Origin of the sequence: Sphingopyxis sp. MC1 (genome assembly GCF_000371385.1) — a bacterium.
Classification (GTDB): Bacteria; Pseudomonadota; Alphaproteobacteria; order Sphingomonadales; family Sphingomonadaceae; genus Sphingopyxis; species Sphingopyxis terrae.
On record NZ_AOUN01000014.1, the window covers coordinates 1 to 19,843 of the forward strand.

The window sequence follows — 19,843 nt, forward strand, 5'->3', positions numbered from 1 at the left end:
GTCCTCGGCTGCTTCCTCGAAGATCAGCGCAGCCGCAAGGAAGTGCTCAGCCTGATGGGCTATTGATGCGCGTCGTGATCGTCGGCGTGTTTGGGAAGACGGACGGTTAGGACCGATTGCGGACATGAAATCCTCCCTGTGGCCGCAGGCCATGGGGAGGTGGCCGCGCGAAGCGCTGACGGAGGGGCTAATGGCGCGCCGTCGCAGCCCCTCCACCATCGCCTGCGGCGACGGTCCCCCTCCCCATCGCTTCGCGACAGGGAGGATTGGAACCTCCGCTTCCCACCCAAAAACCATCGTCCCGTCAGCCGAGCAGCGCTTCCTCGACTTGTCCGAGTCGGTCCTTGCCGAAGAATATCTCGTCGCCGACGAAGAAAGTCGGGATACCAAAGGCGCCGCGCGCGACCGCGGCTTCGGTGTTGGCGGCGAGCTTGGCCTTGATCGCATCCTCCTGCGTGCGCGCCAGCAGCGCGGGGCCGTCGAAGCCGTTTGCTGTCAGGAAGGCAGCGGCGACCGCGGGATCATCCATCTTCAGCCCGTCTTCCCACATCGCGCGGTTCACCGCATCGATATAGTCGTCGAGCACGCCTTCGTCCTCGGCGACGACCGCGCCGCGCATGATGAGCAGCGTGTTCACCGGAAAATGCGGGTTGAGCCGGAATTTGGTGAGCCCGTGGCGCGCGATGAAGCGCCGCATCTCGAGATTTTCATACGCCATCTTCGCCGGCGCGTCGGCATATTGGATCATCGGCGCCTTGTTGCCGGTGGCCTTGAAAATGCCGCCGAGCAGGCAGGGGGTGATGATCAGATCGGCGCCTGTGCGGTCGAGCAGGTCGGGTAGTATCTTCATCGCCAGATAGGCGTTCGGACTGCCGAAATCGAAGATGAATTCGAGGGACTTTCCTGCGCTCTTGCTCACCATTTTTCTCCCCAGGGGCGAAGGTCGAGTTCGTGCGTCCACGCGCTTTTCGGCTGGCGGTGGAGCATCACATAATTGGCGGCGATGGCCTGCGGGTTGAGGATCAGATCCTGCGCCTTCGCATTGTCGAAATCGGGATGACGCCCCTTGATGAAATCGGTGTCGATCGCGCCGTCGATCACGACATGCGCAACATGGACGCCCTGCGGCCCCAGTTCGCGCGCCATCGATTGCGCCAGCATTCGCAGCGCCGCCTTGGCGCCCGAGAAGGCGGCATAGCCCGATCCGCCGCGCAGGGATGCGGTGGCGCCGGTGAAGATGATCGTGCCGCGGCCGCGCGGCGCCATGCGCTTTGCCGCCTCGCGCCCCATCAGGAAGCCGCCGAGGCACGCCATTTCCCAGACCTTGGTGTAAACGCGCAGCGTCGTCTCGGCGATCGGGAAGTTGACGTTCGCGCCGATATTGAAGACCGCGACCTCGATCGGTCCGACCTCGGCCTCGACCCGGTCGAACAGGGCGATCATCGCCTCTTCGCTACGCGCGTCGCCGGGAAAGGCGCGGGCATCATCGCCCTCATCGCGGATCGACTGCGCCAGCGCCTCGAGCGCATCGGCGTTGCGTTCGCGGCGGTTGACGCAGGCGGTGAGGCCTTCGGCGGCAAAGGCGCGGGCAATCGCGCCGCCGGTGGCGTCGCCGGCTCCGATGATGACGGCTGCGGGGTTGGGCATGCGCGACTCTCCTCTTGCAGCAGATTGTAGCTATGATAAACATAGTGACAAGAGGTTTTTGTCGGTGGGATGAGAATGCCGATGAAGAGAATGACAAGGGTATAGGGACATCATGCCCAAACGCGCTGATCTTTCGGATACATTTTGCCCGGTCGGCCGCTCGGCCGAAATCCTGGGCGACCGCGCCGTGCTGCTGATCCTGCGCGACCTGTTCTTCGGGCGCCGGCGGTTCGAGGCGATCGCCGCGAACACCGGCCTCGGGCCGCAGCTCGTGTCGGCGCGGCTCAAGCTGCTGGTGCATGAGGGTGTGGTCGAGCGTTATGTCTATCAGGATCGGCCCCTTCGCCACGAATATCGACTGACCGCGAAGGGCAAGGATCTGTTCGACGTGCTGTACGCGATGCGCAATTGGGCCGAGCGCTGGGCCTATGCGCCCGGCGAGACGGGAGGCGGACCGGCGATGCGCTATATTCACCGCGCCTGCGGCGCCGATGTCGGCACCGCGGTCGTCTGTCCGGGGTGCGGCGAAGCGCTCCATTATGGCGATTTGAAGGGCGAGCCTTCGGCGCCGCTTCAGGCCGAGCAGGCGGCGCGGAGCCGCGGTTGAAACCCCTCCCGCATGCGGGAGGGGCAGCGAGAGTTGCGAACTTGTTCGCTACTCGCAGCAGGGTGGGCGGGGTGATGCGGCGACAATGCCCACCCCATTGCGACTAGGCCCGGCTTCGCCGAACCAAGTCTCATTGCCCCTCCCGCATACGGGAGGGGCTGAACAATTTACGCCTTTTCCAGCGTGCATTGCAGCGGGTGCTGGTTCTGCCGCGCGGCGTCCATCACCTGATTGACCTTGGTTTCGGCGACTTCGTAACTGAACACGCCGCACACCCCGACGCCCTGTTGATGAACGTGCAGCATCACCTGCGTCGCGCGTTCGATGTCCATGTTGAAAAAGCGCTGCAGCACCATCACGACGAATTCCATCGGCGTATAGTCGTCGTTGAGCAGTAGCACCTTGTACATCGAGGGCTTTTTGGGTTTCGCGCGCGTGCGCGTCGCAATGCCGACACCCGGAGCGCCGGGCGTATCGTCATCCTTGCCCGCCATGGCGCGGACGATGTGAGGAATGGAGGCGGGAAGCATCATCATCGGGAATATCGCAAGCCGGGGCGGAATCGCAAGAGGGCGGGGATGCATTAACCCCCTTTTCGTCGCCCCCGTGAAGTCGGGAGCCTCTGGCAAGAGTGCACCAAGTCGATTGCGGCCCCCGCCTTCGCGGGGGCGACGATCAGGATAAAAACAAGAGCCGCCCGTTTCGCGAAGGAAACGAGCGGCCCTGTATGTGTCGGCGCGGGGTCGGGAGGAGGGGAGAGAGAGCCCGCGCCAACGATGGAAGAAAAAGGCCCTTAGGCTGCCTTCATCTTCGAGCTGATGACCGACACGCGGTTCGAGATCGGCGCGAAGCTGTCGTTGGCGAGCTTCACGACCATTTCGCTGGTCTTCGAGGTCTGCGCAACGGCGGCGTCGAACGCCTTCTTGCTGTTTTCGGCATAGAGCTTGAAGAACTCGGCCGGCGACTTGACGGCGGTGTAGCCCTTCAGCGCGGCGGTGGTGTCTTCGAAGCTCTTGCGAGCGAAGGCGACGCCTTCCTGGCCGAGCGTTTCGAAGCCCTTGGCCGCGATCTTGCCCGATTCAACCATGGCTTCGATGTTCGCCTTGTTGAATTCGACGGCTTCCTCGGCGAGCTTGCTGCTCTTGCTCATGGCTTCCTTCGCCTTTTCGTTGAATTCGGCGGTCATCGCTTCGGCGCGGGTCTTGGCGTCTTCGGCGAACTTCTTGACGGTGTCGTTCATGGTCTTGAATCCTTTGGAGGCGGCGGCAACCGGCTTCGGCGCGGCCTTTGCTTTGGGGGTGATGGTCTTGGCGGCCGCCTTCTTGGGGGCGACCTTCTTGGCGGCCGGTTTTGCGGCCTTCTTTTGGACCGGCTTGGCCTTGGCCTTCACGGTCTTGGTCTTTTCGGGCGCCGGAGCGGCAACCGCAGGCGCCACGGGAGTCGCAACCGGCTTGGCGGCGGTTTCCAGCGTCGCGGCTTCGAAAGCCTTTTCGGCACTATCCATCTTGGTAGCCATCGGAACAACTCCTTTATGTTGCACTGCACAATATAGGAGTGGATCGGCGATTTCAAGGGTATTTTTGTGCAGCGCACAAAAATTGTCGATGAACCGCCGCAGCTAATTGATAATCCCGCGATGTTACCGCTGTTTGACGTAGCGTCCGGGCGCGTCCTCGATCGCCTTTTTCTTGCCCTTGCCGGGCACGCGTGCGCCTTTGGCAGGCGTCCTGTCGCCGTCCTGATCGGCGATCCAGCCGATCCAGTGCGGCCACCAGCTTCCCTTGGTTTCGGTCGCGCCCGCCTCGAATTCGGCGAGCGAGGCGGCGTCATTGTCGCCGGTCCAATATTGATATTTGCCCGCCGCGGGCGGGTTGACGACGCCGGCGATGTGACCCGAACCCGCAAGCAGGAAGGTTTTTGGCCCCGACAGATGGTCCATCAGCCGCCAGACGCTGGCCAGCGGGGCGATATGATCTTCGCGTCCGGCCTGGATATAGGCGGGGGTGGTGATCTTCTTGAGGTCGATCGGGGTGCCCATCACCGTCAGGCTGTTCGGAATGACCATCCGGTTGTCGCGGTAGAGGTCGACAAGATATTGCCGGTGCCATTTCGCCGGCAGGTTGGTCGTGTCGCCGTTCCAGTAGAGCAGATCGAAAGGCGGATAGTCGTTGCCGAGCAGGTAATTGCTCACGACATAATTCCAGATGAGATCTCGGCCGCGCAGGCTGTTGAAGGTTGCGGCCATATAGCGGCCGTCGAGAAAGCCGCCGGCCGACAATTGCTGGAGCAGCGCCAGATAGCCGTCATCAACGAACAGCTTGAGTTCGCCCGCCAGTTCGAAATCGACCTGCGCGGTGAAGAAGGTGACCGACCTGACCTTGTCGGCATCGCCCTGCGCCGCGAGCATTGCGAGCGTGGCGGCGAGCGTCGTCCCGGCGACGCAGTAGCCGATCGCGTGGACATGCGGCACGTCGAGCAGATCGCGCACCGTGTCGATCGCATCGACCTGCGCCGCGATATAATCGTCCCACACGACATCCTTCATCGACGCGTCGGCCGATTTCCACGACACCATGAAGACGGTCAGCCCCTGTTCGACCGCCCAGCGCACGAAGCTTTTCGCGGGATTGAGATCGAGGATGTAGAAGCGGTTGATCCACGGCGGGAAGATGACGAGCGGGACGGTGAAGACGTCTTTCGTCGTCGGCTCATATTGGATGAGCTGATAGAGATCGGTTTCGTGGATCACCTTGCCCGGGGTCGTCGCGATATTCACGCCGACCTCGAACGCATTCTTGTCGACATGGCTCAACTGCCCGCGCGCAAGGTCGGCGAGCATGTGGCGCAGTCCCTTGAGCAGGCTTTCGCCGCGCGTTTCGACCGCGCGCTTGATAACTTCGGGGTTGGTGACGGCAAGGTTCGTCGGCGACAGCGCGTCGGCCATCGACTTTGCGGCAAATTCCATCTTGGCCCGCGCATCGGCGTCGAGCCCCTGAAGCCGGCGCGTGGTTTCGAGCAACTGGTCCGACAACAGGCCATAGGTCTGCCGGATCAGCGCGAAGGCGGGGTTTGCGGTCCAGTCGGGGTCGGCGAAGCGGCGATCCTTGGGCGCATCGGCCGCCGCGGAGGGCATGAAGGACGGCTGGATCGCGGCGAGCGACGACCAGAAATGCACGCCCTGTTCCCACATCTTCGCGCCCTGTTCGGCCCAGAGCTGGGTCGTCGGATTGTCGATCCATCTGGCGGGATCGAACAGCGGCCGCGCATCCTTTTCCTCGTCGGCCTGACCCAGCGCGAATTCGAGCATCATCTGCTGCGCGCGCGCCATCACGCTGGCCCAATGCTGCATATCGTCGGGGGACGGGAGAAAGGGATTCGGCGCCTCGACCGCGGCGCCGCCATTCTTGTCTTTTTCGCCCGCGTCGCTCATGCCGGTTCCCGCTGGTCAGCCTCTCGTCCGATGCGTATAACAGCCGCCGACGCGGCTGGCGAGGTGCCGATCGCGTTTCGACCGACTAAACGCTTACGAAAAGGAGTTGTTCTAGTTCCCCATGTCCGACGATGAATTCTACCGCATCAAGCGCCTGCCGCCCTATGTCATCGCTGAAGTGAATGCGATGCGAGCGGCCGCGCGTGCCGCGGGCGAGGACATTATCGACCTGGGAATGGGCAACCCCGACCTGCCGCCGCCGCAGCATGTGATCGACAAGCTGTGCGAGGTTGCGCAAAAACCCGACGCGCACGGCTATTCGCAGTCGAAGGGCATTCCGGGGCTGCGCCGGGCGCAGGCCAATTATTATGCCCGCCGCTTCAACGTCGAACTCGATCCCGAAAGCGAAGTCGTCGTGACGATGGGGTCGAAGGAAGGGCTCGCCAGCCTCGCGACCGCGATCACCGGCCTGGGCGACGTCGTGCTGGCACCGAATCCCAGCTATCCCATACACACCTTCGGCTTCATCATCGCCGGTGCGACGATCCGCAGCGTGCCGACGACGCCGGACGAAAATTACTGGCGCGCGCTCGACCGCGCGATGGCGTTCACCGTGCCGCGTCCGTCGATCCTGGTCGTCAACTACCCGTCGAACCCGACCGCTGAAGCCGTCGACCTCGCTTTCTACGAGCGGCTCGTCGCCTGGGCGAAGGAAAACAAGGTCTGGGTCCTCAGCGACCTTGCCTATTCGGAGCTTTATTACGACGGCAATCCAACGCCCTCGATCCTGCAGGTGCCGGGCGCGAAGGATGTGGCGATCGAATTCACCTCCATGTCGAAAACCTATTCGATGGCCGGGTGGCGCATGGGTTTCGCGGTCGGCAACAAGCGGCTGATCGCGGCGATGACGCGCGTCAAATCCTATCTCGACTACGGCGCCTTCACCCCGATCCAGGCGGCGGCTTGCGCCGCGCTCAACGGACCGCAGGATATCGTCGCGAAGAACCGCGAGCTTTACCAGAAGCGCCGTGACGTGATGGTCGAAAGCTTTGCGCGCGCCGGCTGGGATATTCCGAGCCCACCCGCGTCGATGTTCGCCTGGGCGCCGCTGCCGCCCGCGCTCAAGGAGATGGGCAGCCTCGAATTCTCCAAGCAGCTTCTGACCCATGCCAAGGTCGCGGTTGCCCCCGGCGTCGGCTATGGCGAGGATGGCGAGGGCTATGTCCGCATTGCGATGGTCGAAAACGAACAGCGCATCCGTCAGGCGGCGCGCAACGTTCGCAAATTCCTCCAGATGCATGGTGTCAACACGCCGTCGGTCGCGGCAGGATAGACGCGATGTTCGAAGGGGCGCCGACAATCGCCCAGACGATCCAATTGTCCGTCGCGCCGGTGTTCCTGCTCGTCGCGATGGGCAATTTGCTCAACGTCTTCACTGGCCGCCTCGCGCGCGTCATCGACCGGTCGCGCAAGCTGACCGAACGTCACGCGACGACGACGGGCGTCGAACATAGCCGGCTGGTCGAAGAATTGCGCGTGATCGCGCGCCGGATGCGCGTCATCAACACCGCCATCCTGTTCGCCGTATGCGGCGGGCTGGTGGTGTGCATCCTCGTGTCGCTGCTGTTCCTGCAATATGCGGCCGGCTTCCATCTCGGCGTCGCGGTATCGCTGGTCTTTGTGCTGGCGATGCTGTTCCTGCTGCTCTCGCTCGGCATGTTCCTCTACGAAGTGCGCCTCGCGACGCACGCCATATTGATCCCGACCGAATATCTCGAGCGTAACTAGCGTCAGGGCGTAACGCTGGCGCGATAGGTTGGCGCTACGCGTTTGCGGCTTGCCTGTTCATAGGCATATCCGGCCGCCAGAATATCGCCGTCGCTCCATTTGGTGCCGATGAAGGAGAGGCCGATGGGCAGCCCTTCGACCGCGCCCATCGGGACGGTGAGGTGCGGATAGCCGGCGACGGCGGGAAGCTGGCTGACGCCGGGACCGGTATAATGGTCGCCGTTGACGAGATCGGTGGTCCAGGCGGGCCCATTGGTCACGCCAACCAGCAGGTCGGCGCCGCTTTCGCGCAGCAGCCGGTCGATGCCCTCCGGTCCCGCTAGCCGCGCCGCCTTGGCCTTGGCGTCACGATAGGGCTGGCTGTCGAGGCCGCCCTTGCTTTCGGCAAGTTCGAACAGCGACTGGTCGAACCAGCGCATCTCGGCGGGCGTCGCCTTGTTGAAGGCGATCAGGTCGGCGAGCGAGCGCGGCGCCTCCTTCCCGGGCAGTCCGGCCAGATAGGCGGCCATGTCGAGCTTGAGTTCGGTCATCAATATCTCGAATTCGGCATCGCCCAGGCCGTCGAGACCGCTACGGCTATCCTTGATCTCGACGATCGTCGCACCGGCGGCGCGCATCGTGTCGAGCGCGGCATCGAACAGCGCGCCGATGTCGGCGCGGCCGCCGATGCGATCGCGCAGCACGCCAATCGTCTTGCCGCGCAGTGCGTCCGGCGACAGCGCGGCGGCAAAGTCACGGCGGTGCGCGTCGGCCTCTGCCGTTGCCGGATCGGCGGGATCGCTGCCCGCCATCACCGACAACAGCGTGGCCGCGTCGCGCACCGTCAAGGTCATCGGTCCCGCCGTATCCTGACTGTGGCTGATCGGGACGACAAGACTGCGGCTCACCAGGCCGACGGTCGGCTTGAAGCCGACCACGCCGTTCATGCCTGCAGGGCAGGTGATCGATCCGTCGGTCTCGGTCCCGATCGTCAGCGGCGCAAGGCTGGCCGCCGTCGCGGCACCGCTGCCCGCCGACGAGCCGCATGTGTTGCGGTCGAGCGCGTGCGGATTGCGCGTCAGCCCGCCGACGGCGCTCCAGCCGCTGGTCGCGTCGTTCGACCGGATATTGGCCCATTCGCTGAGGTTGGTCTTGCCCAGGATCACCGCGCCGCCTTCGCGCAGCCGCGCGACCAGCGGCGCATCGCGGCCGGTGATATTGCCTTTCAGGGCAAGCGAACCGGCGGTCGTCGCAACCGGCCCCGCCGCCTCGATATTGTCCTTCAGCAGCACCGGAATCCCGTGCAGCGGGCCGCGCACATGCCCCGCCTTGCGCTCCTGATCGAGCCGATAGGCCTCGCTCATCGCGCCGGGAAACACCGCGATCACCGCGTTGAGCGTCGGGCCCGCCTTATCGATATTCCGGATGCGCTCCAGATAGGCGGCGGTGATGACCTCGCTGCTCGTTTCGCCCGCGGTCATTTCCGCCTGCAGAGTTGCGGCATCCTTGCCGGCGACATCGGGAAGCGGCGGCGGCATGGCGGCGGCGGGGACGGAGGCGAGCAGAGCGGCTGTCAGCAGCGAAATTTTTTGCATGGCGCGAATGCTGGCAGCCGTAACGGCAATTGCAAGTGCCATTTTACGCCGTGCCGCCCCGGCGTTGACAGGGTGCAGCCGGGTCTGCACCTTCGCCCCCATCGGGAGAGAAAAATGTCGGAAAAGCCAGCTCTTGCCCTTGGTGCAGGGTCGCAAGCATCAACCAGCGTCGCCGCGAAAACGCGCACGATGCTGTGGGTGCTCTTGATCGTCTATATCCTCAATTTCCTTGATCGGCAGATCGTCAACATATTGGCCGAGCCGATCGCACGCGATCTCAAGCTGTCCGATTCCGACATCGGCCTGATGACGGGATTGGCCTTCGCGCTCTTTTACACCTTCCTGGGTTTGCCGATCGCGCGTTATGCGGACCGTCCCTCAACCAATCGCGTCGGGCTGATTTCGGTGTCGCTGGCGATCTGGTCGGGGATGACCGTGCTGTGCGGCATGGCGCAGAATTTCGTCCAATTGCTGCTTGCCCGCATCGGCGTCGGCGTGGGCGAGGCCGGGTGCACACCCGCGGCACACTCGCTCATCACCGATGCCGTCGAACCCGCCAAACGATCGTCCGCCATTGCCTTTTACGGGCTCGGGATTCCGATCGGCAGCCTCCTCGGTCTGATCGTCGGCGGCATCGTCAACGATCTCTGGGGCTGGCGCATCGCGTTCATGGTCGTCGGTGTGCCTGGCCTGTTGCTCGCCTTCATGGTCCCGATGTTCATCAAGGAGGTGCGCGCACGCGGCGCCGATGCTGCTGCGACGACGGGCGCGAGCGGCGCCCTGTCGATCGGGCAGGCGCTGCGCGAAGTTTTCAGCACCCGGGCCTTCGTTTACATCGCGATCGCGGCGTCCTTCACCGCCTTCCTGGGCTATGGCAAAGGCGTCTGGGCGCTGATCCTGTTTCAACGATCGCACGGGCTGAGCGCGGGCGAAACCGGACTTTTGCTGGGCGTCGCGCTGGGCATCGCGGGCATTTTGGGAACCTGGCTCGGCGGCTATTTCGCCGACCGGTTCGGCAAGACCGACCGCCGCCATATGCTCACCACGCCGGCGATCGGCATGGCGGTCGCGGCGCCGATCCTGTTTCTGGGCTACGCCGTGACCGAATGGCACGTCGCGATCGCGCTGCTGTTCGTGCCGACCGTGCTCAACGCCGCTTATTACGGGCCGACCTTCGCCTGCGTCCACGGGCTGGTGCAACCCGAGGCGCGCGCAATGGCCAGCGCGGTGATGCTGTTCCTGCAGAATCTGATCGGCCTCGGACTTGGCCCGCTCCTCTTCGGCATGGCGTCGGAGGAACTCAAGCCGACCCTCGGCACCGAAAGCGTCCGCTATGTCCTTTATGGGGCGGCGTGGCTCGGGCTGATCCCGGCCTTCTTCTTCTGGCGCGCCAGCCTGCGGCTCGGGAAGGAGCTCAAATCGGGTTAGAAGGGCGGCGGCGCTTGTTCGCGCTGCGCCTTCGCGGCGTCGGTCCACCAGGCAAGGTCGTCGGCGAAGCGCGGAAAGGCCCGTGCCAGCCGCTCGCCGTCCTCGCCCGCAGGCCCGCCGTCGGCATCGAAAGCACCACCGATGCGCGCGAGGCTGAGCGGGGTCGCGGTGACCACCATGCCCATCGCGCCAAGCGTCGTGCGCCACGCGGTCGCGGCGCGGATGCCGGCGAAGGGGCCCGCGGAATAAGAGGCGATGGCGGCGGGGCGCCACGCGAATTGGGGAAGATAATGGTCGACCAGATTCTTGAGGCCCGGTTGCAACCCGCCATTATACTCGCCGGTCACGAAAACGAAGCCGTCCGCGGCGGCGATCCGGTCGGCGAGCGCATCCATCGCGGCGGGGGCCTCGCCCGCTGCAAAATCGCTGTGCCGTCGGTCGAGCATCGGCAGATCCACCGCCATCGCATCGACCAGTTCGGCGCGGTCGCCGCGCGCAGCAAGGGAATCGACGATCCAGCGGGCAAGCTTGATGCCCTGCCGGTCGCGGCGATAGCTTCCGTAGAAGACCAGGATAGTGCGGCTCATCGGCCGACCGTGCCACGCCGCGCCGCCGAACGAAAGCGCGTCTTGCGCCGCACCGCGCGGCAATTCTAGAGTGATCGGGACCAAGGGGGGGGGATTATGCGGGTTTATCGTACACCGGACGAATGTTTTGCGGGCCTGACCGACTGGCCTTTCGCGCCGCGATATACCGAGATCGCGGGCGGCCTGCGCGTCCATTATATCGACGAGGGCGCCGCCGATGCACAGCCGGTGCTCATGCTGCACGGCGAGCCGACGTGGAGCTATCTCTACCGCCACATGATCGGTCCCGCGGTGCGCGCGGGCTTCCGGGCTGTTGCGCCTGACCTCATCGGCTTCGGTCGCTCCGACAAGCCGCTCGACCGGTCGGCCTACAGCTATGCGCAGCAGGTCGCGTGGATGCGCGCCTGGATCGAGACGCTCGACCTTCGGAACATGATCCTCGTCTGCCAGGATTGGGGTTCGCTGATCGGGCTGCGTCTGGTCGCCGAAATGCCCGAGCGCTTCGCGGGTGTCGCGCTATCGAACGGCGGACTGCCCGAGGGGCAGGCGGCGCCCCGCGCCTTTGCGATCTGGCGCGCCTTTTCGCGCTACAGCCCGCTGTTCCCGATCGGCCGGATCGTCAAGGCGGGAACGAAGCGCCCGCTCAGCGCCGAAGAAATCGCCGCTTATGACGCGCCCTTTCCGACGCGCGCGTCGAAGGTCGCACCGCGCATCTATCCGTCGTTCGTGCCGCTGGGCGACAATGTCGCAGTACCCGATCAGAAGCGCGCATGGGCCGCGCTCGAACACTTCGACAAGCCTTTCCTCTGCTGCTTTTCGGACGGCGACCCGATCACGCGCGGCGGCGATGCCCTGTTCCTCGGCCGCGTGCCCGGAACCGCCGGCATGCCGCACCGCACGCTAAAAGGCGGGCATTTCATCCAGGAGGATGACCCGGCGGGCTTCGTTGCCGCCATCGAGGCCGTCGCCGCGGCGGAGCGCGGGGCGTCAGCCGGGTAGCGGCAGCACGCGGCTCTGCTTGACCACGCCGTAGGCCAGGCTGGTGTCGATCGACGCGATGCCGTCGATCGCGTGCAGCCGTTCGCGCACGAAGCGTTCGTAGCCGTCGAGGTCGGGCGCGACGACCCGCAACAGATAGTCGATATCGCCCGTCATCAGGAAGCAGTCGAGAATATCGTCGATGGCGCCGATCGCCCGCTCGAACGCCTGCACGGTCGCTTGGTCATGCTTGCTGAGCCGGATGCCGACGAAGACGGTGATCGGATAGCCCATCGCCTTTTGATCGACGAGCGCGGCATAGCCGGTGATGACGCCGCGCTCTTCGAGCAGACGAACCCGGCGCAGACAGGGCGACGGCGACAGGTTCACCGCCGCGGCCAGATCCTGATTGCTCAGCCGGCCGTCGTGCATCAAGGCGCGGACGATCTGGTGATCCTTGCGATCCATAAAGGCAATACCTGGCAGAATATTCCAATATACGTTCTCCTAGTGGCATATATTGGAAGCACCTGCCACCAGCCTTTTGATAAAAGCGGCGCTCGTTCACCGCAGGAGCCGCGCCCGTCATGTCGTCCTTTCCGCTTTCGGGTTTCGCGACCCGCGCCATTCATGCCGGCTATGACGCAAAGGCCAATGACGGCGCGCTGGTGCCGCCGCTGCACCTGTCATCGACCTTTGTGTTTGAAACCGCCGAGGCGGGGGCCAAGATTTTTGCGGGCGAGCGCGAGGGCTATTTCTACAGCCGCATCGCCAATCCGACGGTCGACCTGCTCGAACGGCGGATGGCCGCGCTCGAAGGCGCGGAAGCCGCCGTCGCGACGGCGTCGGGGATGGGCGCGATATCGGCGGTTTTCTGGTCCTTTCTGAAGCCCGGCGACGAAATCATCGTCGATCAGACGCTCTACGGCTGCACCTTCGCCTTCATGCGCCACGGCCTTGCGCGGTTCGGCGTTCGCGTCACCCACGTCGACCTGACCGATCCCGCCAATCTCGAAGCCTGCATCTCCGACGCGACGAAGATCGTCTATTTCGAAACCCCCGCCAATCCGAACATGCGGCTGGTCGATATCGCCGCGGTGTCGGCGATCGCGCGCGACCATGGCGCGCGCACCGTCGTCGACAACACCTATGCGACGCCCGTCTTGACGCAGCCGATCACGCTCGGCGCGGACATAGTGGTGCATTCGGCGACCAAATATCTGGGCGGGCATGGCGATCTGGTCGGCGGCATCGCGCTCGGCACCGGCGCCGATATGCAGCAGGTGCGTCTGGTCGGGGTCAAGGACATGACCGGCGCGGTGATGGCGCCCTTCAACGCCATGCTGGTGCTGCGCGGGCTCAAGACGTTGAAGCTGCGCATGGCGGAACATTGCCGGTCGGCTGCGGCGATTGCGGCCACGCTGAACGATCACCCGGCGGTTGCTGCGGTGCATTATCCGGGGCTGGCATGTTTCGCCCAGCATGATCTGGCGCGGCGGCAGATGCCGGGTTTCGGGGGCATGATCGCCTTTGAACTGAAGGGCGGCTACGCCGCGGGCGTGGCGATGATGAACCGGCTGGCGCTTGTCCAGCGCGCCGTGTCGCTCGGCGATGCCGAAAGCCTGATCCAGCATCCGGCGAGCATGACCCATTCGACCTACACTGCGGAGGAGCGCCGCGCGCACGGCATCGCCGACGGGCTCGTGCGCCTGTCGGTGGGACTCGAGGAGGCCGACGAAATCGCCGCCGATCTGACGCAGGCGCTCGATGCAGAGGTCAGCGCGTCCGTCGACGCCTGATCGCTTCGCGGGGTCAGTCGCTGAACGGATCGCGGATCAGGATCGTGTCCTCGCGCTCGGGGCTCGTCGACACGAGCGCGATGGGGGTTTCGATCAGTTCCTGAACGCGCTGGATATATTTGATCGCCTGCGCCGGCAGGTCGGCATAGCTGCGCGCCCCTGCGGTCGATTCGCTCCAGCCGTCCATCTCTTCGTAGATCGGTTCGACCTCGGCCTGATCGGCGGCGTGCGCCGGGAAATAGTCGAGGATCTTGCCGCGCAAACGATAACCGGTGCAGATGCGCACCTTGTCGAAGCCGTCGAGCACGTCGAGCTTGGTCAGCGCGATGCCGGTGACGCCCGACACCGCGCAGCTCTGACGCACCAGCACCGCGTCGAACCAGCCGCAGCGGCGCTTGCGTCCGGTGACGGTGCCGAATTCATGCCCGCGTTCGCCGAGTCGCTGGCCGGTTTCGTCCTCGAGTTCGGTGGGGAAGGGGCCGCTGCCGACGCGGGTCGTATAGGCCTTGGCGATACCGAGCACGAAGCCGACGGCCGACGGGCCGAGGCCCGAGCCGCTGGCGGCAGTGCCGCTGACCGTGTTCGAGCTGGTGACGAAGGGATAGGTGCCGTGATCGACGTCGAGCAGCACGCCCTGTGCGCCTTCGAACAGGATGCGTGCGCCCGCCTTGCGGACCTTCTTCAGCCGCTTCCACACCGGCTGGGCATATTCGAGCACGAAATCGGCAATCTCGGCGAGGTCGGCCTTCAGTCGCTCGCGATCGATCGGCGGCTCGCCGAAGCCGGCACGCAGCGCGTCGTGATGCGCGGTCAGGCGATCGATCTGCGGATCGAGCTTGTCGAGATGCGCAAGGTCGCACACGCGCAGCGCGCGGCGGCCGACCTTGTCCTCATAAGCCGGGCCGATGCCGCGGCCCGTCGTCCCGATCTTGCCCGCACCCGCCGCGGTTTCGCGCAAGCCATCGAGGTCGCGGTGAAAGGGCAGAATCAGCGCGCAATTGTCGGCGATCGCGAAATTCTCCGCATTGATCTCGACGCCCTGGCCGCGCAGCTTGGCAATCTCGTCTTTCAGCGCCCAGGGATCGAGTACGACGCCGTTGCCGATGATCGACAGCGTGCCGGTGACGATGCCCGACGGAAGCAGCGACAGCTTGTACACCTGTTCGCCGACGACCAGTGTGTGACCGGCGTTATGGCCGCCCTGAAAGCGGACGACCGCGTCGGCGCGGCTGGCGAGCCAATCGACGATCTTGCCCTTGCCCTCGTCGCCCCACTGCGACCCGATGACGGTAACATTTGCCATGACGCTGTCCTGCTGAACGGGGCCCTTTCGACCCGGCGCGGCCTTAGCGGATTTGGCTGTCGAGGCAAGGGCGAAGGCCGTAAAATCGTGCGGCGCCGCGCCGATCGCGGCTGTTACATCTTGTCATAACATCGCGGTGCGTGGTCACATCCTCGCGACAATTGCGGGCTAGTGAACGGTGGATAGCAGGACGACGGAGGCGATGATGACGACGCGATTTTCGACCGGATGGGCCGCGATGGCGGCGTTTGTCGCGGCGAGCCTGATGGTGCCGGGCCCCCTCGCCGAGGCGCGGGAACGGCTGCGCGAGCGGATTGCCGAACGCATGGCGGAGCGCATGGGCGCCGATGCCGGGGCAAAGGTCGCGGGCAGCGAAACGATCGCCTATGGCCGCGATCCGCTCCAGACGCTCGACATATGGCGCGCAAAGGGCGCGGCCGGTCCGGCGCCGCTGATCGTCTTCGTGCATGGCGGCGGCTGGAAGCGCGGCGACAAGGACAATGCGACCGGCCAGTTCAAACCCGAACATTATCCTGCCGAAGGCTATGCCTTTGCGTCGATCAACTATCGTCTCGTCCCCGCTGCGACGGTCGAGGAGCAGGCCGCCGATGTTGCGGCAGCGGTGCGGGCGATCGTCGAGCGCGCCGATGCGCTGGGCATCGACCGGCATCGCATCGTGCTGATGGGGCACAGCGCGGGCGCGCATCTGGTCGCGCTGGTCGGCACCGACCCGCGCTATCTGAAGGGCGCCGGCCTGTCCTTTGCCGATATTGCGGGTGTCGTGCCGATCGACGGGGCGGCCTATGACGTGGCGGCACAGATGAAGGACGGGCCGCAAATCATGCAGTCGACCTATGCGCAGGCCTTCGGCACCGATCCGGCGCGCCAGCGCGCGCTGTCGCCGACGGCGCAGGCGGCCGCGCCCAATGCGTCCGACTTTCTGTTGCTGCACGTCCAGCGGCCCGACGGCGTGCGCCAGGCCAGGGCGCTCGGCGCCGCGCTCGAGGCCGGCGGCAGCCGCGTCGCGTTCGGCAGCTTTCCGGGCGAAGGATTGAAGGGCCATGCCGAGATCAACCGCCGCCTCGGCGATCCGTCCTACGCGGCGACCGCGACGGTCGATGCGTGGCTGAAGCGGGTGTTCGGGCGATAGATTCTGGGGGTCACCAACCGCCTTGGCCCCTGTCTCAAATCACGCCTTCCAACATCTCGTCATCCCGGACTTGATCCGGGATCCACTATTCCGGCGCTGCGTGAATGGATCCCGGATCAAGTCCGGGATGACGAGGGGAGAAGGGGCCGCTATCGGTCGTGGGTTGACTCTGCGCGGAGCCGTTTGTCGCAGGGCCAATGAGGCGGGTCAGCTGATGCCCGCCAAAGAGGCGCCAATGACCGATCCCGACGCACCCTATCACGCGCATATCTATTATGACCCTGCCGAGCGAACGGCAGCGGCGACCTTGCGCGACGCCTTCGGTGCCGATCCTGCAATCCTGTTTGTCGGGGCCATGACCGATGGCGCGGCCGGGCCGCATCCGATCGCGCAATATGAGGTGCATTTCCTCGCGCGCCATCGCGCCGCCGTCGTGGAGGCGATCGAGGCGACGGGGCTGCGCGCGCTCGTTCACCCGCTCACTGACGACGATCTCGCCGATCACACCCGCCTTGCGCACTGGATCGGCGAGCCGATCGAGCTCGACGTGACCGTGCTCGACCCGCCGGGCGTCAATCAGGGGATTCCGCGTTTCGGCGTTTCGGATTTTTAAGCGGCAACCGGCCCTTCGGGGCGGAGCGTGAAGCCGCACCCGAGCCGCACCGCTTCGTCGGCATCGGTGAGCGCCGCGACCGTTTGCCATCCATCCGCGCGCAGGCTGGCCGCGAGTGCCGGATCGTGGCCGAGCGGCAGGAATATCCGCCGATCGCTGTCGCGCTCGACGCCCAATCCTTCGTCGATCAACGGGTCGGGGTAGAGCGAAAAGCCCACCGCGGGTTCTTCCTGATCGTCGCCGACCGGGATCGCATAGCCGCCGCCGCGGCCGATCGCGTCGCCCTGGCCGGGGACGAAGATCTGGAAGCCGAACCAGCTTTGATAGGCAAAGCCGTGGCGCTCGGTCGGATCGAGGGTCAGATCGGCCCGGCCGCGGATCGGCGCCGCGATTTCTTCCAGCGCGTCGATACGACTGGTGAGTACGCCCGCGGTGTCGAACGCGCGCAGATCGGCGATCGCGCGGTCGAACGGTCCCGTCGCGCGCAGCAACGGCAGATAGGCTTCGGCTCCGATGCGGGCGAGCGCGCCGGCATCCTTTGCGTCGAGTTCGTCACGCAGCATCTGCAGGTCGGCCGTAATGGGCAGCGGACCGGCGGCGAGCAGGTCGACGACATCGGGCAGGGTGAAGTCGATCGTAACCCGGCCGATGCCCGCCGCATCGAGCGCGTCGATCGCGACCGATACAATCTCGCGCGCGGCGGCGACGCTGTCGCTGCCGATCAGTTCGGCGCCCACCTGCAGCATTTCGCGCGCCGGGCGGAGCTGGCTCGCGCGCAGCTTGACCACCTGGCCGGCATAGCACAGCCGCAGCGGCCGCGGCGCATGCCCGAGCAGCGAGGTTGCGATGCGACCGACCTGCCGCGTGATGTCGGGTCGCAGCGCGAGCGTGCGCTGTGACACCGGGTCGGTGAAGCGGAGCAGATCGCGCGCGGCGCGTTCGTCATTGCCGCCCAGCGTTTCGCGAAATTCGGCGAGCGGCGGCGAAACGCGGCCATAACCATGTGCGCGCATCGCATCGACGAGCGCGCGGGTGACGCGCGACGCGGCCTCGGCCTGCGCGGGCAGGCGGTCGCGGAGGCCTTCGGGCAGCAGGGCAGGGGCCTTGGTCATGGGGGTGGCCTTAGAGCGGGAAAAGCGAGGTTTCAATCAACGCCGTATCCCCGAGCGGAGACGAGGGGCTTTGCCGAGCGAAGTCGAGGCAGCTACCTCGCTGGTTCTCGCGACGCTCGAACGGGTCCCTCGTCTTCGCTCGGGAACACGGATTTCCTTGGAGCGATCAGAACTTCAGTCCCTTCACCATCTTGACGCCGGGCAGCTGGCAGACCTGCCACAACAAAGGTTCGGGCATGGCCGAGTCGAGGCTGAGCAGCAGCACCGCCTCGCCCCCGGCGGCGCGGCGGCCGAGGTGGAAGGTGCCGATGTTCAGCCCCGCATCGCCCAGCGTGCTGCCGATGCGACCGATGAAGCCGGGCGCGTCCTCGTTGACGATATAGAGCATGTCGCCGTCGAGATCGGCCTCGACCTTGATGCCGAACATTTCGACGAGCCGCGGTTCGTTGTTGCCGAACAGCGTCCCCGCGACCGAGCGGTCGCCGGCTTCGGTGGCGACGGTGACGCGGACGAGGGTGTGATAATCGCCCTCGCGATCATGGCGCACCTCGCGCACGTCGAGGCCGCGTTCACGGGCAAGATGCGGCGCGTTGACCATGTTCACGCTGTCCGAATATCGGCGCATCAGCCCGGTCAGGACCGCGGCGGTGATCGGCTTCAGGTTAAGCTCGGCCGCCGCCCCCTCGACCTCGATCGAGATGGTGGTGAGGTTGTCGTGGGCGAGCTGACCCACCAGACTGCCGAGCTTTTCGGCGAGGCTCATATAGGGGCGCAGCTTCGGCGCCTCCTCGGCCGACAGGCTGGGCACATTGAGCGCGTTGGTAATGCCGCCGGTGAGCAGATAATCGGAAAGCTGTTCGGCCACCTGGATGGCGACATTGACCTGCGCTTCGTCGGTCGATGCGCCGAGGTGCGGCGTGCAGATGAAGTTCGGCGTGCCGAACAGCGGATGATCGGCGGCCGGCGGTTCGGTCTGGAACACGTCGAGCGCCGCGCCCGCGACATGGCCGCTGTCGAGCGCGTCCTTCAGCGCCGCCTCGTCGATCAGGCCGCCGCGCGCGCAGTTGATGATGCGCACGCCCTGCTTGGTCTTCGCAAGATTTTCCTTCGACAGGATGTTGCGCGTCTGGTCGGTCAGCGGCGTGTGCAGCGTGATGAAATCGGCCTTGGCGAGCAATGTGTCGAGATCGGCCTTTTCGACGCCGAGCTCGATCGCGCGTTCGGGGGTCAGGAACGGATCGAAGGCGACGACCTTCATGCGCAGCCCCAGCGCGCGCTCGGCGACGATGCTGCCGATATTGCCGCAGCCGATCAGGCCCAGCGTCTTCGACGTCAGCTCGACGCCCATGAAGTCGTTCTTCGGCCATTTGCCTGCCTGCGTCAGCGCATTGGCCTCGGGAATCTGGCGCGCGAGCGCGAACATCATCGCGATCGCATGTTCGGCCGTGGTGATGCTGTTGCCAAAGGGCGTGTTCATCACGACGACGCCCTTCTTCGACGCCTCGGGAATGTCGACATTGTCGACGCCGATCCCGGCGCGGCCGACGACCTTCAGGTTTGTCGCGGCGGCGAGGACGTCGGCGGTGACCTTGGTGGCCGAGCGGATCGCGAGGCCGTCATAGGCGCCGATCATCGCGATCAGCTCGTCCTTCGTCTTGCCGGTGATGACATCGACGTCGATGCCGCGTTCCTTGAAGATCGCGGCGGCTTTGGGATCCATCTTGTCGGAAATCAGAACTTTGGGTGCGGTCATGGAATGAAACCTTCCGTGTGCTCCCGCGAAGGCGGGAGCCCAGCTCCCGATGCTTGCGGAATGAAATGGCAGGA

At 65.3% G+C, this 19,843-nt stretch carries 19 protein-coding genes; 8 read left to right on the forward strand and 11 right to left on the reverse strand.

The window, feature by feature from the left end; translation table 11 throughout:
* Window positions 1–304 precede the first annotated feature (304 nt).
* Window positions 305–922, reverse strand: coding sequence for a 2-hydroxychromene-2-carboxylate isomerase (locus tag EBMC1_RS13880; RefSeq protein WP_003048921.1), 618 nt, complete (start codon window positions 920–922; stop codon window positions 305–307).
* Window positions 916–1,647, reverse strand: a complete 732-nt coding sequence (locus EBMC1_RS13885; protein ID WP_003048923.1) for an SDR family oxidoreductase — start codon at window positions 1,645–1,647, stop codon at window positions 916–918. Before EBMC1_RS13885 ends, EBMC1_RS13880 begins: the two co-directional genes overlap by 7 nt.
* Before the next feature lie 112 nt (window positions 1,648–1,759).
* Here EBMC1_RS13885 and EBMC1_RS13890 point away from each other — a divergent pair, with 112 nt between their 5' ends.
* Window positions 1,760–2,254: a winged helix-turn-helix transcriptional regulator gene (locus EBMC1_RS13890; protein WP_003048927.1), complete on the forward strand. Its 495-nt coding sequence runs from the start codon at window positions 1,760–1,762 to the stop codon at window positions 2,252–2,254.
* A 167-nt stretch (window positions 2,255–2,421) separates the two neighbouring features.
* Here the strand turns inward: EBMC1_RS13890 and clpS are convergent, their stop codons facing one another.
* The 3 genes from clpS to EBMC1_RS13905 form a co-directional block, all read right to left on the reverse strand.
* Window positions 2,422–2,787: an ATP-dependent Clp protease adapter ClpS gene (clpS, locus tag EBMC1_RS13895; RefSeq protein WP_051066442.1), complete on the reverse strand. Its 366-nt coding sequence runs from the start codon at window positions 2,785–2,787 to the stop codon at window positions 2,422–2,424.
* 260 nt (window positions 2,788–3,047) lie between these two features.
* The gene (locus EBMC1_RS13900; RefSeq protein ID WP_003048931.1) at window positions 3,048–3,770 is read right to left on the reverse strand and encodes a phasin family protein; all 723 of its coding nucleotides are present in this window, start codon (window positions 3,768–3,770) and stop codon (window positions 3,048–3,050) included.
* Window positions 3,771–3,893: 123 nt separating this feature from the next.
* The gene (locus EBMC1_RS13905; protein ID WP_003048934.1) at window positions 3,894–5,684 is read right to left on the reverse strand and encodes a PHA/PHB synthase family protein; all 1,791 of its coding nucleotides are present in this window, start codon (window positions 5,682–5,684) and stop codon (window positions 3,894–3,896) included.
* A gap of 121 nt (window positions 5,685–5,805) precedes the next feature.
* On the opposite strand from EBMC1_RS13905, the gene EBMC1_RS13910 reads away from it, so the two are divergent.
* Both EBMC1_RS13910 and EBMC1_RS13915 read left to right on the forward strand, forming a co-directional pair.
* Window positions 5,806–7,017 carry an LL-diaminopimelate aminotransferase gene (locus EBMC1_RS13910; RefSeq protein WP_003048936.1) on the forward strand — a complete coding sequence of 404 codons (1,212 nt, stop codon included), beginning with the start codon at window positions 5,806–5,808 and terminating at the stop codon, window positions 7,015–7,017.
* Between the two features lie 5 nt (window positions 7,018–7,022).
* On the forward strand, window positions 7,023–7,472 hold the full coding sequence (locus EBMC1_RS13915; protein WP_003048937.1) for a DUF2721 domain-containing protein: 450 nt from the start codon (window positions 7,023–7,025) through the stop codon (window positions 7,470–7,472).
* 2 nt (window positions 7,473–7,474) lie between these two features.
* Here EBMC1_RS13915 and EBMC1_RS13920 read toward each other — a convergent pair whose 3' ends face one another.
* A complete protein-coding gene (locus EBMC1_RS13920) occupies window positions 7,475–9,046 on the reverse strand; it encodes an amidase (protein ID WP_040590418.1) in 1,572 nt (523 codons plus the stop codon).
* Between the two features lie 114 nt (window positions 9,047–9,160).
* Here EBMC1_RS13920 and EBMC1_RS13925 point away from each other — a divergent pair, with 114 nt between their 5' ends.
* Window positions 9,161–10,474 carry a spinster family MFS transporter gene (locus tag EBMC1_RS13925; protein WP_040590421.1) on the forward strand — a complete coding sequence of 438 codons (1,314 nt, stop codon included), beginning with the start codon at window positions 9,161–9,163 and terminating at the stop codon, window positions 10,472–10,474.
* Here EBMC1_RS13925 and EBMC1_RS13930 read toward each other — a convergent pair.
* On the reverse strand, window positions 10,471–11,061 hold the full coding sequence (locus EBMC1_RS13930) for an NADPH-dependent FMN reductase (protein WP_040590438.1): 591 nt from the start codon (window positions 11,059–11,061) through the stop codon (window positions 10,471–10,473). The two genes, EBMC1_RS13925 and EBMC1_RS13930, sit on opposite strands and share 4 nt — an antisense overlap.
* 96 nt (window positions 11,062–11,157) lie before the next feature.
* On the opposite strand from EBMC1_RS13930, the gene EBMC1_RS13935 reads away from it, so the two are divergent.
* Window positions 11,158–12,060: a haloalkane dehalogenase gene (locus EBMC1_RS13935; protein ID WP_003048944.1), complete on the forward strand. Its 903-nt coding sequence runs from the start codon at window positions 11,158–11,160 to the stop codon at window positions 12,058–12,060.
* Here the strand turns inward: EBMC1_RS13935 and EBMC1_RS13940 are convergent.
* Entirely contained in the window at window positions 12,049–12,507 is a 459-nt protein-coding gene (locus EBMC1_RS13940; protein ID WP_003048946.1) for an Lrp/AsnC family transcriptional regulator, read from the reverse strand. The two genes, EBMC1_RS13935 and EBMC1_RS13940, sit on opposite strands and share 12 nt — an antisense overlap.
* Before the next feature lie 119 nt (window positions 12,508–12,626).
* Between EBMC1_RS13940 and EBMC1_RS13945 the strand changes: the two genes are divergently transcribed.
* On the forward strand, window positions 12,627–13,838 hold the full coding sequence (locus tag EBMC1_RS13945) for a methionine gamma-lyase (protein WP_003048948.1): 1,212 nt from the start codon (window positions 12,627–12,629) through the stop codon (window positions 13,836–13,838).
* 13 nt (window positions 13,839–13,851) lie between these two features.
* Here EBMC1_RS13945 and EBMC1_RS13950 read toward each other — a convergent pair whose 3' ends face one another.
* Complete coding sequence (locus EBMC1_RS13950; protein WP_003048950.1) at window positions 13,852–15,141, reverse strand: adenylosuccinate synthase; 1,290 nt, start codon at window positions 15,139–15,141, stop codon at window positions 13,852–13,854.
* 202 nt (window positions 15,142–15,343) lie between these two features.
* On the opposite strand from EBMC1_RS13950, the gene EBMC1_RS13955 reads away from it, so the two are divergent.
* The gene (locus EBMC1_RS13955) at window positions 15,344–16,291 is read left to right on the forward strand and encodes an alpha/beta hydrolase (protein ID WP_003048952.1); all 948 of its coding nucleotides are present in this window, start codon (window positions 15,344–15,346) and stop codon (window positions 16,289–16,291) included.
* A gap of 235 nt (window positions 16,292–16,526) precedes the next feature.
* Complete coding sequence (locus tag EBMC1_RS13960) at window positions 16,527–16,904, forward strand: DOPA 4,5-dioxygenase family protein (protein ID WP_003048953.1); 378 nt, start codon at window positions 16,527–16,529, stop codon at window positions 16,902–16,904.
* Here the strand turns inward: EBMC1_RS13960 and EBMC1_RS13965 are convergent.
* Together EBMC1_RS13965 and serA are read right to left on the reverse strand one after the other, a co-directional pair.
* Window positions 16,901–18,016: an ATP phosphoribosyltransferase regulatory subunit gene (locus EBMC1_RS13965; RefSeq protein WP_003048954.1), complete on the reverse strand. Its 1,116-nt coding sequence runs from the start codon at window positions 18,014–18,016 to the stop codon at window positions 16,901–16,903. The genes EBMC1_RS13960 and EBMC1_RS13965 overlap by 4 nt on opposite strands.
* A 166-nt stretch (window positions 18,017–18,182) precedes the next feature.
* Complete coding sequence (serA, locus tag EBMC1_RS13970; RefSeq protein ID WP_003048955.1) at window positions 18,183–19,769, reverse strand: phosphoglycerate dehydrogenase; 1,587 nt, start codon at window positions 19,767–19,769, stop codon at window positions 18,183–18,185.
* Between the last annotated feature and the right edge of the window lie 74 nt (window positions 19,770–19,843).

Excerpts from the sequence above, each read along its gene's own strand:
- EBMC1_RS13905 (WP_003048934.1), bottom strand. The coding sequence starts at position 5,684 with ATGAGCGACGCGGGCGAAAAAGACAAGAATGGCGGCGCCGCGGTCGAG.
- EBMC1_RS13930 (WP_040590438.1), bottom strand. The coding sequence starts at position 11,061 with ATGAGCCGCACTATCCTGGTCTTCTACGGAAGCTATCGCCGCGACCGG.
- clpS (WP_051066442.1), bottom strand. The coding sequence starts at position 2,787 with ATGATGCTTCCCGCCTCCATTCCTCACATCGTCCGCGCCATGGCGGGC.
- EBMC1_RS13955 (WP_003048952.1), top strand. The coding sequence starts at position 15,344 with ATGATGACGACGCGATTTTCGACCGGATGGGCCGCGATGGCGGCGTTT.
- EBMC1_RS13915 (WP_003048937.1), top strand. The coding sequence starts at position 7,023 with ATGTTCGAAGGGGCGCCGACAATCGCCCAGACGATCCAATTGTCCGTC.
- EBMC1_RS13960 (WP_003048953.1), top strand. The coding sequence starts at position 16,527 with ATGACCGATCCCGACGCACCCTATCACGCGCATATCTATTATGACCCT.
- EBMC1_RS13900 (WP_003048931.1), bottom strand. The coding sequence starts at position 3,770 with ATGGCTACCAAGATGGATAGTGCCGAAAAGGCTTTCGAAGCCGCGACG.
- EBMC1_RS13880 (WP_003048921.1), bottom strand. The coding sequence starts at position 922 with ATGGTGAGCAAGAGCGCAGGAAAGTCCCTCGAATTCATCTTCGATTTC.
- EBMC1_RS13950 (WP_003048950.1), bottom strand. The coding sequence starts at position 15,141 with ATGGCAAATGTTACCGTCATCGGGTCGCAGTGGGGCGACGAGGGCAAG.
- EBMC1_RS13945 (WP_003048948.1), top strand. The coding sequence starts at position 12,627 with ATGTCGTCCTTTCCGCTTTCGGGTTTCGCGACCCGCGCCATTCATGCC.
- EBMC1_RS13940 (WP_003048946.1), bottom strand. The coding sequence starts at position 12,507 with ATGGATCGCAAGGATCACCAGATCGTCCGCGCCTTGATGCACGACGGC.
- EBMC1_RS13925 (WP_040590421.1), top strand. The coding sequence starts at position 9,161 with ATGTCGGAAAAGCCAGCTCTTGCCCTTGGTGCAGGGTCGCAAGCATCA.
- serA (WP_003048955.1), bottom strand. The coding sequence starts at position 19,769 with ATGACCGCACCCAAAGTTCTGATTTCCGACAAGATGGATCCCAAAGCC.
- EBMC1_RS13910 (WP_003048936.1), top strand. The coding sequence starts at position 5,806 with ATGTCCGACGATGAATTCTACCGCATCAAGCGCCTGCCGCCCTATGTC.
- EBMC1_RS13920 (WP_040590418.1), bottom strand. The coding sequence starts at position 9,046 with ATGCAAAAAATTTCGCTGCTGACAGCCGCTCTGCTCGCCTCCGTCCCC.
- EBMC1_RS13965 (WP_003048954.1), bottom strand. The coding sequence starts at position 18,016 with ATGACCAAGGCCCCTGCCCTGCTGCCCGAAGGCCTCCGCGACCGCCTG.
- EBMC1_RS13935 (WP_003048944.1), top strand. The coding sequence starts at position 11,158 with ATGCGGGTTTATCGTACACCGGACGAATGTTTTGCGGGCCTGACCGAC.
- EBMC1_RS13885 (WP_003048923.1), bottom strand. The coding sequence starts at position 1,647 with ATGCCCAACCCCGCAGCCGTCATCATCGGAGCCGGCGACGCCACCGGC.
- EBMC1_RS13890 (WP_003048927.1), top strand. The coding sequence starts at position 1,760 with ATGCCCAAACGCGCTGATCTTTCGGATACATTTTGCCCGGTCGGCCGC.